The organism is Solitalea canadensis DSM 3403, assembly GCF_000242635.2.
Lineage (GTDB): Bacteria > Bacteroidota > Bacteroidia > Sphingobacteriales > Sphingobacteriaceae > Solitalea > Solitalea canadensis.
Genome location: NC_017770.1, coordinates 3,526,075 through 3,552,009 on the forward strand (window position 1 = coordinate 3,526,075; position 25,935 = coordinate 3,552,009).

General features: G+C 34.6%; 29 protein-coding genes. 14 read left to right on the top strand and 15 right to left on the bottom strand.

Annotation, left to right across the window (positions count from 1 at the left end):
- Positions 1–97 precede the first annotated feature (97 nt).
- The 13 genes from SOLCA_RS14560 (at position 98) to SOLCA_RS14620 (ending at position 15,178) form a co-directional block, all read left to right on the top strand.
- Positions 98–898, top strand: coding sequence for a polysaccharide biosynthesis/export family protein (locus SOLCA_RS14560; RefSeq protein WP_014681229.1), 801 nt, complete (start codon positions 98–100; stop codon positions 896–898).
- A 40-nt stretch (positions 899–938) separates the two neighbouring features.
- Positions 939–3,275 carry a GumC family protein gene (locus tag SOLCA_RS14565; RefSeq protein ID WP_014681230.1) on the top strand — a complete coding sequence of 779 codons (2,337 nt, stop codon included), beginning with the start codon at positions 939–941 and terminating at the stop codon, positions 3,273–3,275.
- Between the two features lie 27 nt (positions 3,276–3,302).
- Entirely contained in the window at positions 3,303–4,628 is a 1,326-nt protein-coding gene (locus SOLCA_RS14570) for an oligosaccharide flippase family protein (RefSeq protein ID WP_014681231.1), read from the top strand.
- 9 nt (positions 4,629–4,637) lie between these two features.
- Positions 4,638–5,750, top strand: coding sequence for a hypothetical protein (locus SOLCA_RS14575; RefSeq protein WP_014681232.1), 1,113 nt, complete (start codon positions 4,638–4,640; stop codon positions 5,748–5,750).
- A gap of 1 nt (position 5,751) precedes the next feature.
- The gene (locus SOLCA_RS14580; RefSeq protein ID WP_014681233.1) at positions 5,752–6,744 is read left to right on the top strand and encodes a glycosyltransferase family 10 domain-containing protein; all 993 of its coding nucleotides are present in this window, start codon (positions 5,752–5,754) and stop codon (positions 6,742–6,744) included.
- Positions 6,745–6,760: 16 nt separating this feature from the next.
- Entirely contained in the window at positions 6,761–7,648 is an 888-nt protein-coding gene (locus SOLCA_RS14585) for a glycosyltransferase family 2 protein (RefSeq protein WP_014681234.1), read from the top strand.
- Positions 7,649–7,700: 52 nt separating this feature from the next.
- Positions 7,701–9,035: a TolB-like translocation protein gene (locus SOLCA_RS14590; protein ID WP_014681235.1), complete on the top strand. Its 1,335-nt coding sequence runs from the start codon at positions 7,701–7,703 to the stop codon at positions 9,033–9,035.
- A gap of 18 nt (positions 9,036–9,053) precedes the next feature.
- On the top strand, positions 9,054–10,130 hold the full coding sequence (locus SOLCA_RS14595) for a glycosyltransferase (protein ID WP_014681236.1): 1,077 nt from the start codon (positions 9,054–9,056) through the stop codon (positions 10,128–10,130).
- 8 nt (positions 10,131–10,138) lie between these two features.
- Positions 10,139–11,326 carry a glycosyltransferase gene (locus SOLCA_RS14600; RefSeq protein WP_245536715.1) on the top strand — a complete coding sequence of 396 codons (1,188 nt, stop codon included), beginning with the start codon at positions 10,139–10,141 and terminating at the stop codon, positions 11,324–11,326.
- Positions 11,327–11,366: 40 nt separating this feature from the next.
- Positions 11,367–12,440, top strand: coding sequence for an acyltransferase family protein (locus SOLCA_RS14605; protein ID WP_157604580.1), 1,074 nt, complete (start codon positions 11,367–11,369; stop codon positions 12,438–12,440).
- Between the two features lie 155 nt (positions 12,441–12,595).
- On the top strand, positions 12,596–13,042 hold the full coding sequence (locus tag SOLCA_RS14610) for a putative colanic acid biosynthesis acetyltransferase (RefSeq protein ID WP_217166130.1): 447 nt from the start codon (positions 12,596–12,598) through the stop codon (positions 13,040–13,042).
- A gap of 84 nt (positions 13,043–13,126) precedes the next feature.
- The gene (locus SOLCA_RS14615) at positions 13,127–13,951 is read left to right on the top strand and encodes a glycosyltransferase family 2 protein (protein ID WP_014681240.1); all 825 of its coding nucleotides are present in this window, start codon (positions 13,127–13,129) and stop codon (positions 13,949–13,951) included.
- A 3-nt stretch (positions 13,952–13,954) separates the two neighbouring features.
- A complete protein-coding gene (locus SOLCA_RS14620) occupies positions 13,955–15,178 on the top strand; it encodes a WcaI family glycosyltransferase (protein WP_014681241.1) in 1,224 nt (407 codons plus the stop codon).
- A 202-nt stretch (positions 15,179–15,380) separates the two neighbouring features.
- Here the strand turns inward: SOLCA_RS14620 and SOLCA_RS14625 are convergent, their stop codons facing one another.
- A complete protein-coding gene (locus SOLCA_RS14625) occupies positions 15,381–16,076 on the bottom strand; it encodes a hypothetical protein (protein WP_014681242.1) in 696 nt (231 codons plus the stop codon).
- A gap of 303 nt (positions 16,077–16,379) precedes the next feature.
- On the opposite strand from SOLCA_RS14625, the gene SOLCA_RS14630 reads away from it, so the two are divergent.
- Positions 16,380–17,777 (top strand): undecaprenyl-phosphate glucose phosphotransferase, encoded by a 1,398-nt coding sequence (locus SOLCA_RS14630; RefSeq protein WP_042479885.1) that lies wholly within the window; start codon positions 16,380–16,382, stop codon positions 17,775–17,777.
- 42 nt (positions 17,778–17,819) lie between these two features.
- On the opposite strand, the gene SOLCA_RS14635 is transcribed toward SOLCA_RS14630, so the two are convergent.
- The 14 genes from SOLCA_RS14635 to rplR form a co-directional block, all read right to left on the bottom strand.
- Entirely contained in the window at positions 17,820–18,605 is a 786-nt protein-coding gene (locus SOLCA_RS14635; protein ID WP_014681244.1) for a tyrosine-protein phosphatase, read from the bottom strand.
- A gap of 35 nt (positions 18,606–18,640) precedes the next feature.
- Positions 18,641–19,138 (bottom strand): 50S ribosomal protein L17, encoded by a 498-nt coding sequence (gene rplQ, locus SOLCA_RS14640; protein ID WP_014681245.1) that lies wholly within the window; start codon positions 19,136–19,138, stop codon positions 18,641–18,643.
- 126 nt (positions 19,139–19,264) lie between these two features.
- Positions 19,265–20,260 carry a DNA-directed RNA polymerase subunit alpha gene (locus SOLCA_RS14645; RefSeq protein WP_014681246.1) on the bottom strand — a complete coding sequence of 332 codons (996 nt, stop codon included), beginning with the start codon at positions 20,258–20,260 and terminating at the stop codon, positions 19,265–19,267.
- Positions 20,261–20,368: 108 nt separating this feature from the next.
- Positions 20,369–20,977, bottom strand: a complete 609-nt coding sequence (gene rpsD / locus SOLCA_RS14650) for a 30S ribosomal protein S4 (protein WP_014681247.1) — start codon at positions 20,975–20,977, stop codon at positions 20,369–20,371.
- Between the two features lie 71 nt (positions 20,978–21,048).
- Positions 21,049–21,441, bottom strand: a complete 393-nt coding sequence (gene rpsK, locus SOLCA_RS14655; protein ID WP_014681248.1) for a 30S ribosomal protein S11 — start codon at positions 21,439–21,441, stop codon at positions 21,049–21,051.
- A 100-nt stretch (positions 21,442–21,541) separates the two neighbouring features.
- Positions 21,542–21,919: a 30S ribosomal protein S13 gene (rpsM, locus tag SOLCA_RS14660; protein ID WP_014681249.1), complete on the bottom strand. Its 378-nt coding sequence runs from the start codon at positions 21,917–21,919 to the stop codon at positions 21,542–21,544.
- A gap of 27 nt (positions 21,920–21,946) precedes the next feature.
- A complete protein-coding gene (rpmJ, locus tag SOLCA_RS14665) occupies positions 21,947–22,063 on the bottom strand; it encodes a 50S ribosomal protein L36 (protein ID WP_014681250.1) in 117 nt (38 codons plus the stop codon).
- Position 22,064: 1 nt separating this feature from the next.
- The gene (gene infA, locus SOLCA_RS14670) at positions 22,065–22,283 is read right to left on the bottom strand and encodes a translation initiation factor IF-1 (protein ID WP_014681251.1); all 219 of its coding nucleotides are present in this window, start codon (positions 22,281–22,283) and stop codon (positions 22,065–22,067) included.
- Between the two features lie 8 nt (positions 22,284–22,291).
- Positions 22,292–23,065, bottom strand: coding sequence for a type I methionyl aminopeptidase (gene map / locus SOLCA_RS14675; protein WP_014681252.1), 774 nt, complete (start codon positions 23,063–23,065; stop codon positions 22,292–22,294).
- 27 nt (positions 23,066–23,092) lie between these two features.
- Complete coding sequence (secY, locus tag SOLCA_RS14680) at positions 23,093–24,415, bottom strand: preprotein translocase subunit SecY (RefSeq protein WP_014681253.1); 1,323 nt, start codon at positions 24,413–24,415, stop codon at positions 23,093–23,095.
- Positions 24,416–24,419: 4 nt separating this feature from the next.
- Positions 24,420–24,866 carry a 50S ribosomal protein L15 gene (gene rplO, locus SOLCA_RS14685; protein ID WP_014681254.1) on the bottom strand — a complete coding sequence of 149 codons (447 nt, stop codon included), beginning with the start codon at positions 24,864–24,866 and terminating at the stop codon, positions 24,420–24,422.
- Positions 24,867–24,869: 3 nt separating this feature from the next.
- Entirely contained in the window at positions 24,870–25,049 is a 180-nt protein-coding gene (gene rpmD, locus SOLCA_RS14690) for a 50S ribosomal protein L30 (protein ID WP_014681255.1), read from the bottom strand.
- 4 nt (positions 25,050–25,053) lie between these two features.
- Positions 25,054–25,572, bottom strand: coding sequence for a 30S ribosomal protein S5 (rpsE, locus tag SOLCA_RS14695; protein WP_014681256.1), 519 nt, complete (start codon positions 25,570–25,572; stop codon positions 25,054–25,056).
- Positions 25,573–25,582: 10 nt separating this feature from the next.
- Positions 25,583–25,933 carry a 50S ribosomal protein L18 gene (gene rplR / locus SOLCA_RS14700; RefSeq protein ID WP_014681257.1) on the bottom strand — a complete coding sequence of 117 codons (351 nt, stop codon included), beginning with the start codon at positions 25,931–25,933 and terminating at the stop codon, positions 25,583–25,585.
- Positions 25,934–25,935: the final 2 nt, after the last annotated feature.

Below are 25,935 nucleotides of genomic sequence, written 5' to 3' on the forward strand. Positions count from 1 at the left end.
AATAATTAGGATTAGATTAATTTTATTAGTTTCGTCGCTGCCAAACCGCTCTCTTTAACCGGTTCAACTTTTTTAATTCTATAATTCATTACGCTAAATGAAGTTTAACTTCTATAAATCTTTTATTGCTCTTACATTGGGTTTATCAATCTTTTGCAGCACCTCCTGCGTAAACAAAAAAGAGATAGTTTACTTTCAACCCAAAGTCGGTGAAACAGAAATTGAACATCAACTTATAAAGCAAAAATTTAACGCTAAAATTCAATCTGGTGATATATTAGGCATAATGGTTAACAGTATTAGTGCTGAAGCTAATGCTATGTTTAACCCTTATGCTTCTGTACCCACAATGCAACAGGTTGCACAAACAACGGCACCATTGCCAGCAGTTGGCTACTTAACCGATAATAATGGCGAAATCACTATTCCTTTAGTTGGAAAAGTTAAAGTGACTGACTTAACTACACAAGAAGCAGCTGATGTTTTAACAGAGAAGTTGAATAAATATTTGGTTGAACCAACTGTAAACGTAAGAATACTAAATTTTAAAGTTTCAGTTCTGGGAGAAGTAAACCGGCCTGCTGTTTATACTGTGTCTAATGAAAGAATTACATTACCTGAAGCTATTGCATTAGCTGGTGATCTATCAATTTATGGACAACGTAAAAACATTATGGTTATTCGTGAAACGAATGGCGAACGAATATTTGCTCATGTAGATCTCACCAAACGTGATGTATTTAATTCTCCTTACTATTATCTACATCCAAATGATGTGATTTATATTGAACCAGGAACTGGCAAAATTACCTCCACAGACCGAACGTATCAATTAGCACCAATGATTATTAGTGCACTCTCATTATTGACCGTTATAATCACAACAATAGCCAAATAAACCATAACCAACCATTAAAGTAATTACTGCCTAACCCACAATGAGCACACCAAGTATAGATCCTTTCTTTTCTGAGCCGGATAAACTTACTGACTTTAACCTTAAAGCTACAGTATTAAAGTACGTTGCCTATTGGCAGTGGTTTACAATATCAATGATCGCCGCTCTGGGAGTAGCCTACTTCTTTATGAATACCCAAAATCCTGAGTATGCTATTCGGACAAGTATCATGATCAAGGATGAAAAAAAGGGACTGGGACAGGATGAGCTCATGAAACAGTTGGATATTTTTGGATCTAACAAGGTGGTTGAGAATGAAATTGAGGTGTTGAAATCATATACCTTAATGGAAAAGGTAATAAAGGATCTGAATCTTAATATTGTCTATAGTCACGTGGACGGATTAAGACAAGTTGATCTTTATAAACAAAGTCCAATTATCATTGATCTGATTCAACCCAACGACGCAATATACGCTGAACCCTTAGAAGTAAAGATTCTTAATAAAACAAGTGTCGAAGTAAATGAAAAGGAGTTTCCTTTAAATAAAATTATAAAAACTCAATATGGAATAATCAGGTTTACAACAACGGGATCAAATCCTGCTATTACCCATCTTACAGTTGCTGTTAAGCCATTAAACGCTCAGGTCGAAAAATACTTGTCAATAATAAATATAGAAGCTGCGAGTAAAATGTCTTCTGTATTAAACATTAGCTTAAGTACTCCCGTTCCTCAAAAAGGAAAAGATCTACTTAATAAACTTGTCGAGGAATACAACATAGCATCAATTGCTGATAAAAACGAGGTAGCCCGCATAACCCTTGATTTCATCGAAGAAAGATTAAAGCTAATTTCAGGAGATCTTAGTACCGTTGAAAAAAACGTTGAAGATTTTAAAACACGTGAAGGTATAACCGATATAAGTGCGGAGTCTAAGCTATTCTTAGAAAGCGTAAAAGAAAATGATGCACAACTAAATCAGGTCAAGATTCAACAAAGTGTTTTAAATAATATTGCTGATTATGTTCGAGGAAAGGCCAATGGTAGTAATACAGTTCCTGCAACATTGGGAATTTCAGACCCTAATCTGCTTAAAACTATTGAACAATTAAATGAACTGGAACTCAAACGTAAAAGTGCGGTAAAATTAGTTAGGTCTGACAATCCCATTATTATAGGCTATGATGAGCAAATTCAAAGTTTAAAACTTAGCCTGAAGGATATTCTGATTACATTAAACAATAGTTTAAATATTACTCGGGCAAAACTTGAGAATGAGAATGCTCGAATGGAAGCTGTTATTCGTACTGTTCCACGAAAAGAACGACAATTAGTTGATATTAGCCGACAACAAGCTATTAAAAATAATCTATACCTGTTTTTATTGCAAAAAAGGGAGGAGACTGCTCTTTCTTATGCATCAACGGTTCCGGACAGCCGTACTATTGATACAGCTAGAAGTAGCACAAAACCGGTAAAAATTATTAGCCGGAATATTTATTTACTATTTGCCTTATTAGGATTATTATTCCCAGTTGTTGTAATCTATATTATTGAGTTACTTAATGACAAAATAACAACACGTAAGGAGATCGAAAGGCAGACACAGGCTCCGATTATGGGAGAAATATCGTTAAGTGAGCAAAACTCACTCATAACCTCAAAAAATAATCGCTCAGTACTTGCAGAACAAACCAGAAGTCTGCGAACCAGCCTTTCATTTTTAGCACCTAAAACAAAGCTCAAGTCATTACTTTTTACCTCTAGTATAAGTGGTGAAGGAAAAAGCTTTGTATCATTAAATCTAGGAGCAAGTTTGAGTTTAGCAAATAAAAAGACTATCATTTTGGAATTAGACCTACGCAAACCTAAACTTCATAAATATCTTAACTTAAATAATAGTACCGGATTAAGTAATTATTTAGCTGGCTATACATCTCTTAATGAAATTATCCAGAAAGTACCTGGACATGATAACTATTTCATCATAACAGCCGGGCCATTGCCGCCTAATCCTGCTGAATTATTAATGTTTGGTAGTTTAACCGAGCTATTTATTCAATTACGAAAAGACTTTGATTACATCATCATTGATGCTCCTCCGATTGGATTAGTTACCGATGCTCAGATATTAGCAGAACAAGCGGACGCCACGCTTTTTGTGATTCGCCATAATTACACACCTAAACTTCAGTTAAAACGGTTAAATGAATTATTTAAGGAGAGACGTTTTAAGAATTTTGGGTTGGTATTCAACGCAATTAACGAAAGTGCCCGTTATGGATCTGAGTACGGATATGGGTATGGTTATGGAAATGGCTATTATATTGGCAACAATACAGTGGAGAGTAGGACAGAAAAGGTTAGAGCATAACGCTGTTAATCGTAGAATAAAATTGAAATGACTTCGACTTTATTATTAAAGGTTAATAAAAACCTGCTTAAAAGCTCGTTTGCCATAAACTCATTATGGGCAATAATGAGTCTGTTTGTTTCGAAAGGATTAAATTTTATTACGATTGCTTATGTAGCCAAAACGCTAGGTCCTAAGCAATTTGGTGAATTTAATGTCATTCAAACAACTGTCGGTCTGTTTGGAACAGTATCAGGCTTGGGGCTTGGCCTGGCTGCAACTAAATTAATAGCAGAATTTAAAGATGTTGATCAAAAAAAAGTAGGTGAAATAATTGGCTCACTATTCTTATTATCAAATCTCATTAGCGTATTTGTCTTTATTGTCTTTTTTATATCATCCACTTGGATTGCAGGTGGTTTATTAAACAATGAAAATCTTTCTATTTTACTTAAAATCACATCCTTTATTGTCGTGCTCGATGCGATGATTGGTGTCCAAAATGGCATTCTATCGGGTTTCGAATCATTTCGAGACATTACTTTTGTCAATACTATTGTAGGTTTGGTTGGTTCTCCATTGATGATAATTGGAACCCTCTACTTTGGATTAACAGGGTTAACTGTAATGCTATTAACCTCAAGAGTAATTAATGTTTGGATAAATAGCACCTATCTTAGAAAGAATTACAAAAACTTCAATATTACGGTTAAAACCCACCTAACAAAGGATAAATTAAAACCCATTTTTGGCATTAGCATACCCTCATTTTTAAGTAGTATGACTACAAGTCCTGTTAATTGGGTTAGCACTACAATTTTTGTTAATCAGCCTATGGGATTTAGTGCTTTAGGAATTTATAATGCGGCGAATCAGTTACGGCAGTTCGTTTTATTTCTACCTGATAGTGCAGGGAAAGTCTCAATTCCTGCTATGGCAAATGCATTCGGCAATGGCAACTTTTCAAAATTTAAATCCACAGTCTTAACTACCTTTTTATGGAATTTGGTTCTCTCATTAGGTCCAGCAGTAGTTATCTTCCTCTTTTCTGGAATATTTAAGAATTTCATAGGCAAAGAATATACAATTAGCACTAATCTTATAGTCATAATATTAGCAACAGGCGTATTGGTTGCCTTAAATAACGCTATTGGTTATATATTCATTTGCTCAAACCTTATCTGGTATGACTTTGTTCTTAGAATCTTTTGGGGGGTAACATTAATAGTTTTATTGCTTATATATGGTAGATACAATGGGGTTACTGGTTATGCAATCTCCATTCTTGGGGCTACTATAGTACATATGATTATACAAATTTTCTTATTAATAATAGGGGTTGGAAAGAAACTTCTTAAGAGTACAATCAGGTAATAAAAATTAATGAATACTATTGTAGGGCGGGTATTTCCCTTAATTATTACAGTTATAGCTGTTTTTTTGCTTAGGCCAATGGCGTTAGGATATGCATATACTCCTATCGGCTTAGCTCTACTTGTAATTGGAGCCATTTTACATACGGTCAATAATAAAACATTGCATATTACTCCCGAAAATAAATACGTATTGAAATGTATCTTATTTTCATTTCTTCCAGTATTAATAGTCGGGGTAATTTCAGGAAAAGTAAACCCGCTTCAAGATGTAGCCATCATTCTAATTAGTACCTTTTCATTTGCAATACAATTTTCCATAAAAGGTAACAGAAGGATTTTTATAACCATATTATCGCTGATATTCTCAGTTCTTATTGTTTCCGCATTAATTACCCTCATTGTAGGATACCCGGATAAATATCAACACCTTTTAAAATATGAAATCCCAATAAGAAGTAGATCAGATTTTACTTCAATTGAAATTTATTACCCTTTCTCCACAATTTATTCATTTTTCTGGACTGAGTTATTTGTCTTTCCTCGTTTTAATCTCTATTTTATTGAAGCGGGCATTACGTCAGGGTTCTTAGCTGCGTTGTTTGCAATTCATATATTGAGAAACAACAGCATTTATAAGTATATCATATTAGCTGTATTGATTTTAGGTGGATTTCTGACCTTTTCAACATCATTCGTTCCCGCGTTCGGAATCGCAATGCTGGTAAACTACATTTCCAAATCCACTCTTACTGTTCCGAAGGTTATTGTAATTACCGCTTTGGGAATAATCGTTTTTTGGTTATTCTCTCACATACCTTATATCGGATTAAATGACAAAAGTCAGACTCATGGTAGTTCATTTGATGACAGGGTTGACTATTATGCATTCAGTACAAAGAATATAAACCAATATGTTACACTTGTATCGTCCATTTTAATGATCTATTTCATTCAAAAAAGAAAGAAGCATAATCTTATATTCTTAAGCTTTTTTGCCCCCATTTTTTTTACAGGCTTAATAAATGTTGTATTCTTTAGCCCATTATACATCGCGTTCAGCTTTCTTGATATGGGAGTTATTCAAGTAAATAAAAGTAAACCTGTTTTTGAACTGTATTAATATGCCAAAAGTAAACATAATCACGCCCTTCCTTTCTAACGAGTTTAGTCGGCAGTTATCAACAAAATGGGATCAGGATTTTATGTTTTTTGAAAATGGACCTTCTGAAGAAAAATATGATTTAATTATCGTCTATGAAGGTCTGAATTCGGAAACTAGAATAAACTGTAATAAGGGAAATATAGTATTTATTTCAGGAGAACCACCAATGAGCAGAAGGTACACTAAAGGTTTCCTATCTCAATTCGACATGGTGATTTCATCACATCCTAACATTCAGCACCACAACAATATACATTCACAACAAAGTTTGCCGTGGCACTTTGGGTTAAATTTTAAAACACGTGAATATATTTATTCATTTGACGATCTGCAATCATTAGTACCACCACAGAAGACGAAAAAAATGTCCATTATCGCTTCAAGCAAGACAATGATGCCTGGACATAACAAAAGAGTAAAATTCATAGATAAACTAAAGGACGCATTTAGCGACTCGATTGATTTTTATGGAAAGGATACCAACCCTGTAAATGATAAAGCAGATGCCATTTTACCATATCAAATGAGTATATCTATCGAAAATTCAGCAATTAAAAACTATTGGACTGAAAAAATAGCTGATGTACTGCTTGGTTACTCTTTACCTATTTATCATGGATGCCAAAACATTAGAGATTACTTCAACGACAAATCATTAATATCATTAGATATAAATGACGCAAAAAAAGGAATAAAACAAATAGAAAACTTGTTAAATAATAGTGATTCGATATATAATGAAAGACTTCCTTTTATTATAGAAGCAAGAAATCTATTACTTAACAAGTATAATATTTATCCAAGCATTATTGATTTCTATACAAAGAATGATCTTAACCAAAATACCCATGAGGCTTCAATAGATCTGCAGCCTAATCACTCTTTTAAGTATTATAAGCTTTCCATGAATCTTTTGAAATTGGAGAGATTTTCTAATAAATGGTTTGTCTAACCCATTGAAACAACACATGAATAATAGCCCTTTAATATCAGTTCTTATCTTAAATTGGAACAGACTTGAAGATACCAAACGAGCAATAGATAGTGTATTAACTCAAACTTATTCTAACATTGAGATTATCCTAATTGATAATGCTTCAACCGAAGTTGGCACCAATACATTAAAAACACTTTACCCTCAAATCGAATATCATCAATTAGATAAAAACTACGGTTGTCCAGGAGGAAGAAACATTGGAATTAAGCTTTGCAAAGGGGAGTTTATCTTTTTTGTTGATAATGATGGCATCTTGGAAAAAAATGCTATTAAAAACGCATACAATATTTTTACAGCAAGAAAAAATGTAGGAATTGTGGCTGGTAAAGTAGTTTATCAGCAATCACTGGATGGGGAGCTAAAAACTCCAGAAATAAAAGGAATATCTTATTATAAAGCTGCTTTTTCGGGAGGCGTAACAATGCATCGAAAGTCCATTTACGATAAGATAGGAATGTTTAATGATGATTTCATGTATGGTCATGAAGAAACTAATCTCAGTATGCGTATTATAACTATCAACCAATATGTTTATTATTCAGATAACATTATTTTATGGCATAAAGAAGCTGATTCCGCAAGAAATAAATCTGCTAATTTTGTCAGTACTTATTCCAATAAGTTGGTCACTTACTGGGAATTGCTACCTCCTAAGCAATATCTTATTTTCACTTTGTATTATTTACTAAAATACCCTGTTGATTGTTTCAAAAATGACTGTTTGTTACTTTTTATAAAAAAGCTGCCTGATACTTTTATGCGCGTAATCAGAGCAAGAAAAAACAGTAAAATAAAGCTTACATCCAAAGACCACAAAACGTTTAGGCATTTACAATTAAATACACCTTCTGAAATATAACTATTTAGTAAATCAGTTTAACAAAGGTTTAATCAAAAAATGTTAATCAAAAATGCAGAAGGAAATACTTTCTACTAATGAAGCCGGAAACTTTTTTTTCGGATTTCATGATACTTTGGCCTGGAATGATAATGGAACCCGTTTGGCTGCTTTAAAAATAAAGCATATTAATATCCCCCCTTCTTTGGATAACCCTTGTTCATTTGGTTTTATAGATGATGAACAACGATTCCATGAAATTGGGATTACTTATGCTTACAATTATCCGCAAGGTGCCCGTCAGCAATGGTTACATGCTTCAAATAATTTAATTATCAATGATAAAGTAGCTGTTACATGGGGATCAAAAGTCTATGATACAGATGAAGGAAAACTTATATCAGAACTTCCCTACCCTTGTCATGTAATAACCAAAGAAGGTTGGGCTTTTGGATTGGATTATGCTAGATTGCATAGAGTTGGAGGGTATGGCTATACTGGTATTAAGGATAAAACTGAAGGCCAAAATGCTCCGGATACTATAGGAATTACAAAACACAACATTTACACAAATGAAAATTCACTACTAGTATCAATAAAAGAGGTGGCTAATTTTGAGATGTCAGAAAACATAGGTGTTCACCATTATATTACTCACTTGGTTTTAAATCCTTTACAGGATAGAATAGCATTTCTACATAGATTTAAACTTAAAGATGGAGGAGAAACTACAAGATTGATGACAATTGGTAGTGATGGGAATAACCTTCGCTGCCTTGCTACAGGATTTCTAAGTCACTTCGACTGGAAAGACAACTCTACAATATTGATATGGGGCCGTATTGGCAGCAATGTCGAAAAACTTCGTAACTCGAAACTATATAGTCTATTACCTAAAGAGTTAATCTTTTATGCAAAGAAAGCATTAAAGCTAATCTATTATTCTTCAAATAACAGCTTTGTTAAGAGTGATTTCAACTGGATGTTATTTTCAGATGATGACACGAGTAAGCAGGATTTCTTTGCTAAAGATATAATGGTTGTGGATGGTCACCCAATGTTTTGTCCAACTAACAGAGACTGGCTGATTTGTGATACCTATCCTAACGAAGCCGGAATCAGAGAATTATTTCTTTTCCAAGAAAGCACTCAAAAAAGAATTTTGTTGGGCCAATACAAAATGATTGACTCCAAACCAAATATAGAAGATGCCAAGCCTACACTGACAGATGTTGAACCATCCGTTTTAAAATCGTTCTCAATTGAAATGATGGCCTTTTATAGAAGCGGACTTCATTGTGACTTACATCCGAGATGGAAACCGGACGGTTCAACGGTGGCATTTGATTCCATTCACTCTGGCGAAAGGAAAATTTACAGCTTTGATGTCAGAAATTATCTACAATAAGCTCTTCAACTGTACATTATGATTTCTTTTTTACAACCTTTAATACCACATTATAGACAGGACTTCTTTCACAATTTGAATAAACGCTGCCCTATCCAAGTTTATTGCTACGAAGATCAGAATGAGATTGCTAGTAATAACTTCCATGGTTCATCTGTTTCTCATACAAAGATTAAATCGCTTTCGTGGAAGGGCTTCTTGGTGTTTAATCCATTTACCTTATTAAAGGAAAAATCTTCCATAATGGTCTTAATGTTACATTTTGGACATTTGACTACTTGGTTTTTGCTCTTTACAAAATTATTACACAGAAAAAAAATCATTCTGTGGGGGCACGGTATTTCTGTTAAAAGATATATCAAAGAAGAGAAAAAGCCTGATTTTCTGTTAAAACTGATGATCAGTTTAGCTGATGGCGTTTGGTTCTATACAGAAGCCGAATTAAAGATATGGAAACAAACTTTTCCTGAGTTAAATGCAATTGCCTTAGGTAACACGATATCAGGAATTGAAGATATTCTTTCTCTTAATGATCAAAACAAGATTGTATTAAAAGAAAAATATAAAATAAAACAGAATATCATTTTTATCTTCTGTGCCCGATTTAATACCCCTCATCGAAGATTGGACTTATTATTAGAAATAATTGAACGGTCCGACAAGGCAAAGTATGGTTTTATTATTATCGGAGATGGAAAATTAAAACCCGACTTTGGAGCATATTCTAATGTATATGATTTTGGGAGCATTTATGATACTCAAGTAAAAAATGAACTTTTCATTATTTCTGACATTTATCTTCAGCCTGGTTGGGTTGGACTTTCGATTGTAGAAGGAATGGCTTATGGAAAACCAGTTTTTACATTCAGAAGAACCCAAGATATCCTTCAATGTGTTGAATACAGCTACATAATTGAGAATTTTAATGGAAGAATGTTCAGTTCTGTGGATGAATTTAATGAAGGGGTAGAGTCATTAGACAGCCAGGAAATAAAACGCATGGGGGCAAATGCTAAACAATTTGTATCAACACAATTACGAATGGATCTTATGGTCGGGAATGCTGCTAGCAGTTTAATCCATTTTCACAACTAATCACTCCTATGATGAAAATTTTGCATGTTATTACCGGAATGGATCCTCAGCTTGGAGGTGTTTGTCAGGCTGTTCGTACAACAATAAAAGGGTTAGGTAAGTTAGGAGTTCATAATGAAGTGGTATGTTTGGATGCATTCGACTCACAATTCATCAAAGAAGATTCCTTTATCATTCATGCTTTAGGTCCTTCCAAAAGTTCATGGGCATACGGTCCGACTTTTCTTAATTGGATGATGGCTCATGCTTCTAATTTTGACAAAATAATTATTCATGGGTTATGGCAATATCCGACATACGCTACGATTAAAGCAATAAAAAAGCTTCGCAAAGTAAAGTCATTACCCAAAGTCTTTATTATGCCACATGGCATGTTAGACCCCTATTTTCAGAAAGCTAGCAGTCGGAAACTGAAAGCAATTCGGAACTGGATATATTGGAGATTAATCGAAAAGAACACTATTAATAATGCCCAAGGACTCCTATTTACTTGTCAGGAGGAAATGGAGTTAGCAAGAATACCATTCCATCCATATCAACCAAAAAGAGAGGTTATAGTAGGACTTGGCGTTGAAGCACCTCCAATATACACTGAGGAGATGAAAAATGCTTTTTTAGCCCTTTGCCCTTCATTGCAACAACACTCTTATCTACTTTTTTTGAGTAGAATACATGAAAAAAAAGGCATTGATTTACTATTAAGTGCTTATAATAAAATACTTATTGAATACCAACAAATTGGAAAACGATTACCCAAATTGGTTATTGCAGGTCCTGGCTTAGAGACCAAGTTTGGTCAGCAAATGCAAGAGTTTGTAATTCAACATCGTCTTCAGGAGGATATCCTATTCACTGGAATGCTAACTGGATACGCTAAATGGGGAGCATTTTATAATTGTGAAGCATTTGTTCTTCCAAGTCACCAAGAGAATTTTGGAATTGCAGTGGTAGAATCACTAGCCTGTAGTAAACCCGTATTAATATCTAATCGGGTTAACATTTGGAAAGAAATTGAAGCTAACACCGCTGGGTTCATTGGGGATGACACATTAAATGGTACAATTCAACTCTTAAAACAATGGTTTTTACTTTCCACTGAGGATAAAGAAAACATGAATCTAAACGCCCTCAGCGTTTTTAAGAAACACTATGCTGTTGAATCTGCTGCAAGAAAATTTCTTGGAGCAATTAAGTAATAATAGATTAAGCTTAATACCAAAGAAAATTCTACACCCAATGATTACTAATTATCTAAGCAATAAATTGAAGTTTTTTTCTTTCCTATTAATCGTAATGGTTGTTGTTTTACACAGCCAAAACGTATATAATAGAATTGGAGGATTTAATGAAACAGAGGGACTTAATTATATTCTTCAAAATATAATATCTGGAGGAATTTGTGCTGTAGCTGTTCCTATGTTCTTCTGTATTTCTGGTTTTCTTTTTTTTTATTCAGGAATAGCCTCCCCTATTGACTACATTGATAAAATTAAAAAAAGATTCAAGACCCTTGTAATTCCTTATGTTTTAACATCAGCTTTTGCAATCATCTTTTATTTCCTTTTGCAAATACCCGAAAGCACGAGAAAATTCTTTTATAACAAATTAATAATTAATTATAGCATTTCTGAGTTATTAGAAACGCTTCTTTTCAACCCACTTGCTTATCAATTATGGTTTCTTAGAAACCTAATCATAATTATTTTATTAACTCCTTTAATCTACTTTTTAATAAAAAAGCTTAAGCTTATTTATATCATACCATTGACGTTATGCTGGATTATATTATCAAATAAAACTCCTTATAATATTTTACCAACGCTTTATTTTTTTTCAATTGGGGCATACTTTGCCATTAATAACTTAAAAGCCATTCCTTTCATTGACAATTTAACTTTAAAAAGAACACTATTAATTATTTCTATTACTGGCTGGATTGCACTAATACTAATCCGCGTAATATTTCTTTCTGAAACTCATGCAGAGCTAATACTAAATAACTTGTCTATTTTGTTTGGCATAATAGCTCTTTGGTTGCTTTACGATCTAAGCATTAATAGTTCTCTTCAAAAAATTAAACCAATTATAAAACCATTGATCGCCTACTCTTTTTTCATTTATTTATTTCATGAACCAATTCTTACCATGACTATTAAGCTAGCATTCGCCATATTGGGCAAGAATACCAGAACAAGTATAATTTGTTATTACTCGTTACCTCCATTGGTTATCTATCTTACCTATTATATAGGAATGCTAACAAAATATAAACTTCCTTTTCTTTATAATTTACTCACAGGGAATAGATAACTATTCGTTGTACCTATTAAATGACCAACGTTATAATTTTTGAAATGGAACCTAATATTGACTTATCTAAATATAAAAATCATTTTTCCTTAAAGAATAAGGTTGCAAGATGTATATGGAATATTTCTTATCTCTTATTATTTAAACCCTTTTTTTTGAACTTTTTCAATAAATGGAGAATCTTATTACTTAAGATATTTGGAGCCAAAATAATGTGGAGTACGAATGTATATTCATCAGCAAAAATATGGGCTCCATGGAATTTAGAAATGGGGGAATATGCGTGCCTAGGGCCCTATGTCGACTGTTATAATCAAGGAAAAATTAAGATAGGGGCCAATACAACAATATCTCAAAAAGCCTATTTGTGTGCTTCTAGCCATGATATTTCAGACCCTAGCAATCCCCTGATCTTGAAACCAATAACAATTGAAGATCAGGCATGGATCGCGGCCGATTCATTCATTGGCCCGGGAGTCTTTATCAGACAAGGAGCTGTTGTTGGAGCCAGATCTGCTGTTTTTAAAAATGTCGACGCATGGACCGTTGTTGGAGGTAATCCTGCAGTGTTTATTAAAAAAAGAGAACTAAAGAGTTTTTAAAATGAATGGACAGGCGTACCTAACAACATTACAAGCCATTTATAAATATTTTATTGTTAAAAACGAAGAATAAGAATTAAAATAATGATTTCTGTACTAATTCTAACTAAAAACGAAGAGCAAGACTTACCAGGTTGTTTAGCCTCTGTTTCATGGAGTAATGATATTCACGTTTTTGATTCATACAGTAGCGATAAAACTGTAGAGATTGCTAATTCTGCAGGTGCTAAAATCACTCAAAGAAAATTTGATAATTGGGCAGCCCATCAAAATTGGGGGCTCAATAATATAGCATTCAAAAATCCTTGGGTTTTATATATTGATGCAGATGAAAGGGTTTCTGAAAGCTTAAAACATTCATTATTACATTTTAACCCTGACCTTAATAATACCGTGGCTTATGAAATTCAGCGTCGTGATTTTGCATGGGATGGGTCATGGTTGAAGCATGCGCAAATATCACCCTATTATTTACGATTGTTCCAACCGGGAAAAATGCGTTATGAAAGATTGGTTAATCCAATTTCAATACCAGATGGCCCGGTAGCCCGTCTAGATGGATTTCTTGATCATTATCCTTTTAGCAAAGGTTTTAGAGCCTGGTGGCAACGACATTTGGGTTATGCTGATATGGAAGCTGCAATGAGGTTAACAGATCTTGAAAGCAAAACCGATTTCTCAATAAAAAAAGCTCTGTTCAGCAAAGACTTCACAGAAAGAAGGTATCATCAAAAAGGGTTATTCTATAAAACACCTGGCAGACCGTTCATTAAATGGGCATATATGATATTTGCTCGAAGGGCCTTTTTAGATGGGAAAGCAGGAATTACTTATGCAACGCTTCAATCTATATATGAGTACTTTATCGTACTCAAAACAAAAGAATTATTGAGTAACAAGTCTAAATAATTAATGAACATTCTAATTTACGGTATTAACTACGCTCCTGAACTTACTGGTATAGGAAAATATACCGGAGAAATGGCTGAATGGATGGCTTTACAAGGACATAAGGTCTCTGTAATCACCTCAATGCCCTATTATCCGGAATGGGAAACTCATAAAAACTATAAAGGAAAATGGTGGCATACAGAGGTGATAAATAACGTAACTGTTTATCGTTGCCCAATGTATGTACCGTCAAAAGTTACCGCTAGCAAAAGAATAATACATGAATTTTCATTTGTATTAAGCTCACTTGTTTATTGGTTTAAATTTTTCATCACACAAAAGACGGATATAGTAATAACTATTGCCCCTCCTTTTCACCTAGGCTTTATTTCTGCTTTTTTTGCAAAACTAAAGAAAGCAAAACTTATTACTCATATACAGGACTTGCAAGTTGATGCAGCAAGGGACTTGGGAATGATAAAAAATAAGTCATTTTTATCACTCATGTTCAAGGCAGAAAAATACTTATTAGATAAAAGTTCAGCTGTTTCGACTATTAGTGAGGGAATGATAAAAAAAGTTTATGCCAAAAAAATAAGTAAAGAAAAAACTATTTTGTTCCCCAACTGGGTTGATGCAACAATAATTTACCCTTTAAAGAAAGATTTGTCATTAAAGAAATCTTTTGGTTTTGCTGATCAGGATCGAATCATTCTATACTCCGGAAATTTAGGAGAAAAGCAGGGCTTAGAAATATTAATAGAAGCTGCTCAACACTTTTCAACTCAAAAACATGTTAAGTTTCTTATTGTGGGTTCGGGAGGAGGAAAAGCAAAACTTGAGTCAGCCGTTGAGAAAAGACAACTGCAGAATGTTTATTTCAAACCTTTGCAACCTTATTTGCAGCTATCATCCTTGTTAGCTACAGCTGATATCCATCTTGTGCTTCAAAAGAAGTCTGCAGCAGATCTTGTAATGCCTTCAAAATTGACTAGTATCCTGGCAGCAGGTGGATATGCCCTAGTAACAGCTTTACCAGGAACCTCTTTATATGACATAGTTGCGCAGCATCAAATGGGGCAACTTGTAAAACCAGAATCATCTGAAGATTTAGTAAAAGCAATTGACTTTGCGTTATCAAATGATCTTGAGCCAGTAAAAAAGAATGCTCGTAATTATGCAGAAAAACATTTATCAAAGGAGTACATTTTAAAAAGCTTTGAAAATGAGCTCATAAATCGTTAGACTAAGGAATATTTTTATTGGCGTAGGAATGCATACTGCATATGATAACCATTTTTCATCAGACTGCTTTCTGCACGAATTAAAGATTAAGCCACTATAATGTTTTGAACCAATATCCAGTATGAAAAAAGGAGAAGTAAACCAATGCTTACTTCTCCCTTATATACCTTGATTATATCAGGTTCTAAGACCTCGACGTATATTATCTATAACTTGAGTAGTTCTGAGATGAACCAAAACTGTATCTAACACCAAATGTTAATATACCGAAAGCATCTGAGAACTTATTATCAAATGAAGGATTGTACCCATCTATATTCTCCGTAAAAGTGAAATCATATTGGTAATTTATGTTCAATGACAATGGTTTAAGTTCTTTAAAAGAATCAAAGAATTTGATATTTGCACCAATATTAACTGGGATAAAAATATTAGTTCCAGCGTATTTAACACCTCCTACCCGGCCAAATTTTCCATCGGGTGCTACTAAATTAAAATTGCTCATACTGCTTCTCACAACTCCAACTCCAACGCCTACATAAGTATTATCAAACAAACCACGGGTATATTTCCAGTTAGGTTGAGTTATCTCACCTAAACTAATATTGATGATACCAGAAAAAGAAGTTAGATTACTTTCAAAGCCTCTACCATATTGATCAGGACTTTTTCTTGAAAATTTTCCATTATTTACTCCAACACTTAAATAGGTAAAAGGTGAAAAATGAAAATCTCCAGATAGCCCAATATTAACATTCACATCAGGCTGATTAGCATCCATAAACGCAAATCCTGCCCCTGTGTTTAGTGTTACCGAAAATGGTCTATAATTAAACTGAGCCTGAGCAGAAAGACAAGTAATAATAAATAAACAAAATGAGAATATATATTTCTTCATTGTTTGAACTAGGATAAGTGGTTTGATTGTAATTTAGTTACCAAGAAGCAAAAACACTTCCAGCCTTTATACTGCTATTTGCTAATATAAGTTTGGTTTTTTTTCAATAATATTTAATTAAAAATTATCCTTTTAAACTATGAATAGTTATTGGTTTATATTGTAGAAGCTGTTGCACATATTGTGGAAATAATAAAATTTTTAAATTAACATTAAACCCCAACTTTCTTTAATAATTTTTCATAGTTTCGGGAATCTAAAAATCAAACCAAACTTCGCGCTCTCTCAAACCAAACTTATCAAATGACTTACAAATATTCCTCTTATTTAAAGGGGTTAAATATTATGATAGATTTCATTCTCGTTAATCTATCATTTTATCTTGGTTATGCTACATGTCTTAGTACATGGGAATGGAAAAGTACGTCTGACCATAATTGGCTCCATATTATAACGATCAATCTTGTTTGGTATTTATCATCCCATATCTGCAGATTATATAATAACATTTTTATCAGAGAAGCAATTCCAACTATAAAGGTTACTATTAAATCCCTTTTTGTTTTTGGTACAATAATGCTGTTGTTAGTAAATAATATCAAGGAGTTCACATTATCTCCTTATCTCTTTATTATTAGCTATATTATCTTTAATGTACTTCTTATAAATTGGAAACTCTTCTTTTTGATAAAGCGTAGGCCTCGTCGAAATTCACTTATTGATCACAAACCTGTTGTTATTGTTGGTGCAGGAAAGAATGGAATCGAACTTTTTTCCTATTTAACAAAGAATCCTAATCTTGGGTATAATGTTGTTGGTTTTTTTGAAGATGACCCATTACTTCTAGGAAATTTTGACATCCCAATCATTGGTAGTGTAGATGATTGCATTTCCTATGTAAAACGTCGCAATATTGGAGAAATATTTTGTGCTTTACCTGATGAGGCTGATCAAAAAATCTCTAAGTTAATGAGAGATGCTGACAAACATATGATTCGCTTCAAACTCGTACCAGATGTAAAAGATCATTTCCGGAAAAACGTGATGGTAGAATTGTATGGTCACCTTCCTGTGTTAAGTCCACGATCTGAACCATTGGAAAGTAAAGCTAATCAATCTCTTAAAAGAGCTTTTGACATATTATTTTCACTAATTGTAATAGTAGGAGTTCTTAGTTGGTTATTCCCTATATTGGCACTATTAATCAAAATTGAATCTAAAGGTCCTGTACTTTTCCGTCAGATTAGATCAGGAAGAAATAATAAACCTTTTTATTGTCTAAAATTTAGAAGTATGAAGGTAAATAATGAAGCTAACACAAAGCAAGCAACAAAGAATGACAGTCGAATCACCAAAATAGGCTTATTCTTACGCAAAACTAGCCTGGACGAGTTGCCTCAATTTTTCAATGTTTTACGTGGCCATATGTCAGTTATAGGCCCACGTCCACATATGCTTAAACATACTAAAGAATACTCTGCCATAATTGATAAATTCATGGTTCGCCATTTTTTAACACCTGGTATTACTGGATGGGCTCAGGTAAATGGATTGAGGGGTGAAACAAAAACTAATGCTGATATGAAAAACCGTGTAGAAGCTGATATATGGTATTTGGAAAACTGGTCCCTTATGCTAGACCTTAAAATCATATTCATGACAGTGTATAAGTCTATTTTTGGAGATAAAAATGCCTATTAGTTCTAAACTGGCAGGAAGAAATAAATAGATATACAAAAATAGCTATAGTAGTTCATTATTCTGTTTAATAACAGAATTGAGTAATTCAGAGTAAGCAGTTATTTTAAGGGAGCGCAATGTATTTAAATGCCTCTCATGATGCAAATCTGTACCCAATAAGTCAACTAATCCTTCTTTTAAGAGAATTACTCCTAATTCTTTTTGTTTGCTTCCGTAATACCCTGTCAAAGAGTTAATATTCAACTGAAACTTACAACCAAGCTCTTTAAACTTAAACAAACGATCATAATTTCTCAAATAATAATTATACCGTTCAGGATGTGCCAACAACGGTGTATATCCCTTTGAAAGAAGTTCAAAAATTACTCTTTCGATAGCTAGAGATTCTTGCATAAAAGACATCTCAAAAAGCACATACTTGTCTTTGCCAAAATGAAGTAATTCATTTTGCTTAATAAGATAAATAAATTGCTCATCCAGAAAATATTCAGCAGCAGCATCAAAATCTATCTTAAGGTCTTTACTGGTTATGGCTTCTCTGACTGCATCTCTTCCATATAGAATTATTTCCTTATTATTTTGATACTGATCAATCATTACGTGAGGTGTAGTAATAACCTTCTCATAGCCAAGCTCCTTAAGTGCCCTTAGATAACTAATCGTTGTATCCATATCAGGAGAACCATCATCAATGCCTGGTATCAAATGAGAATGAATATCAACTTTTGGGAATACAAATGGGGTCTCAGATTTAACCTTCTTTTTAAATAAACCGAACATATTTACAACAAACCTGTGAATATAAGAAAAGGGAATGCCAAATGACATCCCCTTTAATATTTAAAGATTGAATCTTTGCTAAATTATTCAGCTGATTCAGCAGCAGGAGCTTCTGTAGCAGGAGCCTCAGTAGCGCCTTCAGCTTTCTTAGCTTTAGAACCTGCACCACGACGACGGGTAGCTTTAGCTTTAACAACTTCAGCTTTACCAGCAGTGTAAACAGTATTGTAGTCAACTAACTCAATGAAACACATTTCTGCGTTATCACCCATACGATTACCAGTTTTGATAATGCGAGTATAACCACCATTGCGTGTAGCAATTTTAACTGCAATTTCGCGGAACAATTCAGTAACTGAATCTTTATTTTGAAGATAGCTAAATACAGTACGACGATTGTGCGTAGTATCAGTTTTTGCCTTAGTCATTAAAGGCTCTACATATGTACGCAAAGCTTTAGCTTTGGCCAGAGTAGTAGTGATTCGTTTATTTAGAATCAGAGAAGAAGCCATATTTGACAACATCGCTTTGCGGTGTGCATCGGTTCTTCCTAAGTGATTAACTTTTTTACCGTGTCTCATTGTTTTATTCTTTGAAGTCTGATGGCTGGCCGAATCTTATCTTCGGAGAAGTCTGAAGCTGATTGATCCTTAAAGTGATAACTCAAACTTCGGACCCCCGACCCCGGACCTCTAGCATCGGTTCTATTATAAATCCTCGTCTAATTTAAATTTAGAAAGGTTCATGCCGAAGGTTAAACCTTTCGACTTAACTAATTCCTGAATCTCAGTGAGTGATTTCTTACCAAAGTTTCTGAACTTTAACATATCAGCAACATCGTAAGTAACTAACTCAGCAAGTGTTCTGATATCGGCTGCTTTTAAGCAGTTCAATGCGCGAACTGAAAGATCTAAATCCTGAAGTTCTGTTTTAAGGATCTTACGCATGTGTAAGATTTCCTCATCAACTTCTTTAGATTCCTCTTTTGCCTGTGTTTCAAGCATAATACGCTCGTCAGAGAACAACATGAAGTGCTGAATCAGAATTTTAGCTGCTTCTTTAAGCGCTTCTTCAGGGTGAATTGAGCCGTCGGTAGCAATATCCAAAACTAATTTTTCATAGTCAGTTTTTTGCTCTACACGATAGTTTTCAATAGTATACTTCACATTTTTAATAGGAGTATAAATTGAATCAATCGCGATTACACCTACAGCAGCATCTGCTGATTTATTTTCTTCAGCCGGAATGTAACCTCTACCCTTGTTAACTGTAAGTTCAAGTTCAAGAGTTACATCACTATTCATGTTGCAAACTACTAGGTCAGGATTTAATACCGTGAAGTTACTAGAGAACTTGGTAATATCACCTGCAGTAAAAGCATCTTGTCCGCTGATTACTACAAAAATCTTTTCAGAGTCACCAATTTCCCCGGTTTTTTTGAAACGTACCTGTTTCAAATTGAGGATAATTTCGGTTACATCTTCTACAACGCCTTTAATGGTTGAGAATTCGTGCGAAACGCCTGCAATTTTAACACTGGTAATTGCGTAACCTTCTAAAGATGATAATAAAATCCTGCGCAAAGCATTTCCGATTGTTACGCCAAAGCCAGGCTCTAACGGACGGAATTCAAAGAGACCTTGAAAATCGGTCGCTTTTTGCATGATTACTTTGTCAGGTCTTTGAAACGCTAAAATTGCCATTTGAGATTTTTAAACGTTATATATAATTAGTTAAGCGTTAATTTACAAAATTGATGGTTATTTGCAATATATTATATTTCTAAACAAATAACCATCAATTATTAACTACTATTTAGAGTACAACTCTACGATCAGTTGTTCTTTGATATTTTCAGGAATCTGATCACGCTCAGGTAATGTAAGGAAAGTACCTTGCATCTCTGATTTGTTCCACTCTAACCAGTTGTATTTAGATACTCTGTTAGCAGATAATGAAGTAGTGATAGCTTCAAGAGATTTAGATTTCTCACGAACACCTACTACATCACCAGCTTTCAATGAGTAAGAAGGAATATTTACAATTTTACCATTTACAGTGATGTGTTTGTGACCGATCAACTGACGTGCAGCAGCACGTGATGAAGCGATACCAAAACGGTAAACAGCATTATCTAAACGAGACTCTAAGAATTTCAATAATAATTCACCTGTAACACCTTGTTTACGTGAAGCTTTATCAAAAATCAAAGCAAACTGTTTTTCTAATACGCCGTAAGTATATTTAGCTTTTTGTTTTTCAGCTAACTGAATTGCGTATTCAGATTTTTTAGCACGTCTTTTTGAAGCGCCATGTTGACCCGGAGGATAGTTTTTCTTTTCTAAAACTTTATCAGGTCCAAAGATAGGTTCGTTAAATTTACGAGCAATCTTTGATTTTGGTCCTATGTATCTAGCCATTTTGTTGTCTTTAAAGTATTAACACCCTTTAGGTGTTAAATCTTAGCTTTAAAACCTATAAATAAAATTAATTAAACTCTTCTGCGTTTTGGAGGACGACAACCATTGTGAGGAAGCGGAGTGATATCCTTAATAGATGAGATCTCCAAACCTACAATCTGTAAAGTACGCATTGCTGATTCACGACCAGCACCTGGGCCTTTAACAAATACTTCGATTTTACGTAAACCAAGGTCGTGCGCAACTTTACCGCAATCAGTAGCAGCTTGTGCAGCAGCGTATGGGGTATTTTTCTTAGAACCTTTGAAACCCATTTTACCAGCTGAAGACCAAGAAATAGTTTGGCCCGAATTGTTGGTAAGGGTGATAATAATGTTATTAAAAGTAGCGTTAATGTGAGCTTGGCCTTGCGCCTCAATCACTACAATACGCTTTTTAGTAACCTTTTTTGATGATTTAGCCATTCTTATAGTTAAACTTAAAAGTATACCCTTAGTAATTCTCTCTAAGGGAGGTGATCAGTTATCAAAATCACTTCAATAACCCTAACTTGCTAACCTACTATTATCTAGTAGCTTTTTTCTTACCTGCAACAGTCTTACGTTTACCTTTACGGGTACGTGAGTTGTTTTTGGTACGTTGACCACGAAGAGGCAAACCTTTACGGTGACGAACACCACGGTAACAACCAATATCCATCAAGCGTTTGATGTTTAACTGCACTTCTGAACGTAATGCACCTTCAACTTTAAAACGTTGATCGATAATTGTACGAATTGCTCCCAATTGATCGTCGTTCCAATCTTGTACTTTAGTATTCCAGTCAATACCAGCTTCAGTTAATATATCCTGAGCTGATTTACGACCAATACCAAAAATATAAGTTAGGCCGATTTCTCCGCGTTTGTTTCTTGGTAAATCAATACCTGCTATCCTTGCCATATTTAATTCAATCTATTAAGTTCTAAATTAACCTTGACGCTGTTTGTACTTAGGATTCTTTTTGTTGATAACATAAAGTTTCCCGTTTCTGCGAATGATTTTGCAATCAACGCTGCGCTTCTTAATTGATGCTTTAACTTTCATTTTATTTATACCTATAAGTTATACGCCCCTTGGTTAAATCATAAGGCGACATTTCTAATTTAACTTTATCACCAGGCAAAATTTTGATGTAATTCATTCGCATTTTACCTGAAATATGAGCAATAATTTCATGTCCGTTTTCAAGTTCTACACGAAACATTGCATTTGATAATGCTTCTCTGATAATTCCGTCCTGCTCAATTGAGGATTGTTTTGCCATTTAGTATATTAATTATTTAATACTTCTTCAATAAATGAGAAAGTTGATAATATATCCGCCTTTCCTTTAGATACAGCTATTGTATGCTCAAAATGCGCAGATGGCTGACGATCTTGTGTAAAGATTGTCCATCCATCATTTGCTTGTTTTACGCGATGAGTTCCCATATTGATCATCGGTTCAATTGCAATAACCAGTCCTTCTTGTAATTTAAGTCCTGAACCACGTTTACCATAATTTGGCACTTGCGGATCTTCGTGCAAATGTTTACCAACTCCATGACCAACAAGCTCTCTCACTACACCATATCCATGCTTTTCAGCGTGTTCCTGTACGGCAAAACCAATATCACCCAAACGCATTCCGACAACTGCCTTTTCAATTCCAAGAGTCAAGGACTCTTTTGTAACTGTTAACAATTGTTGAACTTCAGGAGCAATTTCGCCAACGGCAAATGTATACGCCGAATCACCGTAAAATTTATTCTTTAAAACTCCACAGTCAACAGAAATAATATCGCCCTCTTTTAATTCCGCTTTTGATGGGAATCCATGCACCACTACTTCATTAACTGAAATACATAGTGATGCAGGGAATCCTTCATATCCTTTAAAAGCTGGGATTGCATTATTATCACGGATAAATTGTTCCGCAATCTGATCAAGCTTAAGAGATGTAACACCCGGCTTGATATATTTAGCAACCTCGGCTAATGTTTTTGAAACTAATAAAGAACTTTCACGGATAAGCTCAATTTCTTCTGCTGATTTGTAATGTACCATCCCGGCTTGCCTCTTTCAAATAATAAATTATACAGCTGAAGAAGTTACAGGAGTGCGTCCTTGAATTCTTCCGGTTTTCATCAATCCATCATAATGACGCATCAACAAGTGACTTTCTATTTGTTGTAAAGTATCAAGAACTACACCTACGGTAATTAGCAATGAAGTACCACCAAAGAAGTGAGCAAATCCTGAGTTAACACCTGCCATCATTGCAATTGAAGGCAAAATGGCAATTAATGCTAAAAATACTGAACCAGGGAATGTAATACGAGATACAATCTGGTCAATAAACTCTGCTGTTGGACGTCCAGGTTTAACGCCAGGAACAAATCCTCCGTTACGTTTCATTTCATCAGCCATCTGTACAGGGTTAACTGAGATAGCAGTATATAAGAAAGTAAACAGGATGATTAAAATAGCAAATGAAGCATTATAAGTAACTGAAGTAAAATCACGGAACTGAGCCAACAAACCAGAATCAGCTGCACTCGGGAAGAATGAGCCAATAGTTGAAGGAATGAACATGATTGCTTGAGCAAAAATGATTGGCATAACACCAGCTGCATTCACTTTTAAAGGAATGTATTGGCGAACACCTCCATATTGCTTGTCACCTACAATACGCTTAGCATATTGTACAGGAATTTTGCGTGTACCCTGAACAATCAGGATTGCAAACATTACAATACCTAAAAGTATTACGTTTTCAATGATAAAGGTAATAATACCACCTGCACCATTTAAACGAGTTGATAGTTCTTGTACCAACGACAATGGCAAGCGAGCAATGATACCTACCATGATAATGATAGAAATACCGTTACCTATACCTTTGTCAGTAATCTTCTCTCCTAACCACATTACAAACATGGTTCCAGAGGTAAGAATTAGCACTGAAGATATTGTGAATAATGTAGAATTCACTAAAACAGCATTAGCAGGAACCATGGTTTTCAAATAACCAATAGCCTGCGCCGCGGTAATAACAACCGTCAATATACGAGTGATTTTATTGATCTGCTTGCGACCACTTTCACCCTCTTTCTGCATCTTCTGGAACGAAGGAACAGCGATAGTTAAAAGTTGGATAACAATGGATGCAGAGATATATGGCATTACACCCAGTGCAAACACTGATGCACGGGAAAATGAACCACCCGCAAACATATTAAGCAACCCAAGAATACCTTCTTGGGCGCTTTGTTTTAAATGCGATGGGTCAACTCCCGGTAATACGATATAAGAACCAATACGGTAAATCAACAGGAACAAGAGCGTATTAAGGATACGAGTTCTTAAATCCTCGATATGCCAGATGTTTTTAAGAGTGCTTACCAGTCGTTTCATTTGATTACAGCTTTACAACTATACCACCTTGTGCTTCAATCGCTTCTACTGCCTTAGCTGAGAAAGCATGTGCTTTAACTTCTAATTTAGCTTTAAGTTCGCCACGGCCTAAGATTTTCACTAAATCAGATTTAGATACTAAACCATGAGCTTTCATAGCTTCGTTATCAATAACTGATAAGTTGAATTTCTCCGCTAACCCTTGAAGAACATCCAGATTTACACCTACATACTCAACACGATTAATGTTTTTAAAGCCTACTTTAGGCAAACGACGTTGTAATGGCATCTGACCACCTTCAAAACCAATTTTGGTTGAAGTACCAGAGCGAGATCCTGCACCTTTGTGACCACGAGTAGAGGTTCCACCTTTACCAGATCCGGTACCGCGACCAATACGCTTGCCATTTTTTACAGAACCTTCTGCAGGTTTTAAACTACTTAAGTTCATATCTTAAATATTTTCTATTGCTACCAAATGTGACACTTGTTTAACCATTCCGATAATTGCCGGAGTAGCTTCAACTTCTACACTCTTATTTATCTTGGTCAACCCTAAAGCTACCATCGTTTTCTTTTGGCGCTCTGAACGGTCGATAACGCTCTTAATTTGGGTAATTTTAATCTTAGCCATCTTCTTAACCGTTAAATACTTTATCCAAAGAAACCCCACGTTGTTGAGCTACAGTAACCGCATCACGCATTTTAGTTAATGCGTCAATAGTAGCTTTTACTACGTTGTGAGGATTTGATGATCCTTTTGATTTTGCTAATACGTCAGTAATACCAGCAGACTCAAGAACTGCACGCATCGCACCACCTGCAAGTACACCAGTACCGTGTGCAGCTGGTTTAATCAATACATAACCACCTGAGAATTTACCATGCTGAGCATGTGGAACAGTTCCTTTTAATACAGGAACTTTTACTAACGATTTTTTAGCATCGTCAACACCTTTAGAAATAGCCTCGGTAACTTCTTTTGCTTTACCTAAACCATATCCAACAACGCCATGCTCATCACCTACCACTACGATAGCTGAAAAACTGAAGGTACGACCACCTTTAGTTACTTTGGCAACACGTTGAATAGAAACCAAGCGATCTTTCAACTCGATTTCACTAGATTTAACTCTTTTAATATTTGCAGTTGACATCCTTGTTCAATTAAAAGTTTAATCCGCCTTCTCTCGCGCCTTCAGCCAATGATTTAACACGACCGTGGTACAGGTAACCATTACGATCAAATACTACAGAAGTAATACCTGCCGCTACAGCTTTTTCAGCGATTAATTTACCTACTAATTTTGATTGCTCTGATTTGGTTACAGTTGTAGCCACTTTATCAATTAATGATGAAGCTGAAACTAATGTTTTACCTGCAACATCATCAATGATTTGAGCATAGATACCTTTATTGCTACGGAATACAGTTAAACGTGGACGCTCAGTACTGCCGGCAATATTTTTTCTGATACCTTTTTTTATTCTGTCTCTACGAGATAATTTACTTGCCATGG

What these genes read in the sequence shown, in the direction of transcription:
- SOLCA_RS14585 (WP_014681234.1), top strand. Translation starts at nt 6,761, where the DNA reads ATGAATAATAGCCCTTTAATATCAGTTCTTATCTTAAATTGGAACAGA.
- rpsE (WP_014681256.1), bottom strand. Translation starts at nt 25,572, where the DNA reads ATGTCAACTGCAAATATTAAAAGAGTTAAATCTAGTGAAATCGAGTTG.
- rplO (WP_014681254.1), bottom strand. Translation starts at nt 24,866, where the DNA reads ATGAACTTAAGTAGTTTAAAACCTGCAGAAGGTTCTGTAAAAAATGGC.
- rpmD (WP_014681255.1), bottom strand. Translation starts at nt 25,049, where the DNA reads ATGGCTAAGATTAAAATTACCCAAATTAAGAGCGTTATCGACCGTTCA.
- SOLCA_RS14645 (WP_014681246.1), bottom strand. Translation starts at nt 20,260, where the DNA reads ATGGCAATTTTAGCGTTTCAAAGACCTGACAAAGTAATCATGCAAAAA.
- rplR (WP_014681257.1), bottom strand. Translation starts at nt 25,933, where the DNA reads ATGGCAAGTAAATTATCTCGTAGAGACAGAATAAAAAAAGGTATCAGA.
- map (WP_014681252.1), bottom strand. Translation starts at nt 23,065, where the DNA reads ATGGTACATTACAAATCAGCAGAAGAAATTGAGCTTATCCGTGAAAGT.
- SOLCA_RS14590 (WP_014681235.1), top strand. Translation starts at nt 7,701, where the DNA reads ATGCAGAAGGAAATACTTTCTACTAATGAAGCCGGAAACTTTTTTTTC.
- SOLCA_RS14565 (WP_014681230.1), top strand. Translation starts at nt 939, where the DNA reads ATGAGCACACCAAGTATAGATCCTTTCTTTTCTGAGCCGGATAAACTT.
- SOLCA_RS14620 (WP_014681241.1), top strand. Translation starts at nt 13,955, where the DNA reads ATGAACATTCTAATTTACGGTATTAACTACGCTCCTGAACTTACTGGT.
- rpsM (WP_014681249.1), bottom strand. Translation starts at nt 21,919, where the DNA reads ATGGCAAGGATAGCAGGTATTGATTTACCAAGAAACAAACGCGGAGAA.
- SOLCA_RS14630 (WP_042479885.1), top strand. Translation starts at nt 16,380, where the DNA reads ATGACTTACAAATATTCCTCTTATTTAAAGGGGTTAAATATTATGATA.
- SOLCA_RS14560 (WP_014681229.1), top strand. Translation starts at nt 98, where the DNA reads ATGAAGTTTAACTTCTATAAATCTTTTATTGCTCTTACATTGGGTTTA.
- SOLCA_RS14575 (WP_014681232.1), top strand. Translation starts at nt 4,638, where the DNA reads ATGAATACTATTGTAGGGCGGGTATTTCCCTTAATTATTACAGTTATA.
- SOLCA_RS14615 (WP_014681240.1), top strand. Translation starts at nt 13,127, where the DNA reads ATGATTTCTGTACTAATTCTAACTAAAAACGAAGAGCAAGACTTACCA.
- SOLCA_RS14625 (WP_014681242.1), bottom strand. Translation starts at nt 16,076, where the DNA reads ATGAAGAAATATATATTCTCATTTTGTTTATTTATTATTACTTGTCTT.
- rpsD (WP_014681247.1), bottom strand. Translation starts at nt 20,977, where the DNA reads ATGGCTAGATACATAGGACCAAAATCAAAGATTGCTCGTAAATTTAAC.
- SOLCA_RS14635 (WP_014681244.1), bottom strand. Translation starts at nt 18,605, where the DNA reads ATGTCATTTGGCATTCCCTTTTCTTATATTCACAGGTTTGTTGTAAAT.
- SOLCA_RS14570 (WP_014681231.1), top strand. Translation starts at nt 3,303, where the DNA reads ATGACTTCGACTTTATTATTAAAGGTTAATAAAAACCTGCTTAAAAGC.
- secY (WP_014681253.1), bottom strand. Translation starts at nt 24,415, where the DNA reads ATGAAACGACTGGTAAGCACTCTTAAAAACATCTGGCATATCGAGGAT.
- infA (WP_014681251.1), bottom strand. Translation starts at nt 22,283, where the DNA reads ATGGCAAAACAATCCTCAATTGAGCAGGACGGAATTATCAGAGAAGCA.
- SOLCA_RS14600 (WP_245536715.1), top strand. Translation starts at nt 10,139, where the DNA reads ATGATGAAAATTTTGCATGTTATTACCGGAATGGATCCTCAGCTTGGA.
- rplQ (WP_014681245.1), bottom strand. Translation starts at nt 19,138, where the DNA reads ATGAGACACGGTAAAAAAGTTAATCACTTAGGAAGAACCGATGCACAC.
- SOLCA_RS14580 (WP_014681233.1), top strand. Translation starts at nt 5,752, where the DNA reads ATGCCAAAAGTAAACATAATCACGCCCTTCCTTTCTAACGAGTTTAGT.
- rpsK (WP_014681248.1), bottom strand. Translation starts at nt 21,441, where the DNA reads ATGGCTAAATCATCAAAAAAGGTTACTAAAAAGCGTATTGTAGTGATT.
- SOLCA_RS14595 (WP_014681236.1), top strand. Translation starts at nt 9,054, where the DNA reads ATGATTTCTTTTTTACAACCTTTAATACCACATTATAGACAGGACTTC.
- SOLCA_RS14605 (WP_157604580.1), top strand. Translation starts at nt 11,367, where the DNA reads ATGATTACTAATTATCTAAGCAATAAATTGAAGTTTTTTTCTTTCCTA.
- rpmJ (WP_014681250.1), bottom strand. Translation starts at nt 22,063, where the DNA reads ATGAAAGTTAAAGCATCAATTAAGAAGCGCAGCGTTGATTGCAAAATC.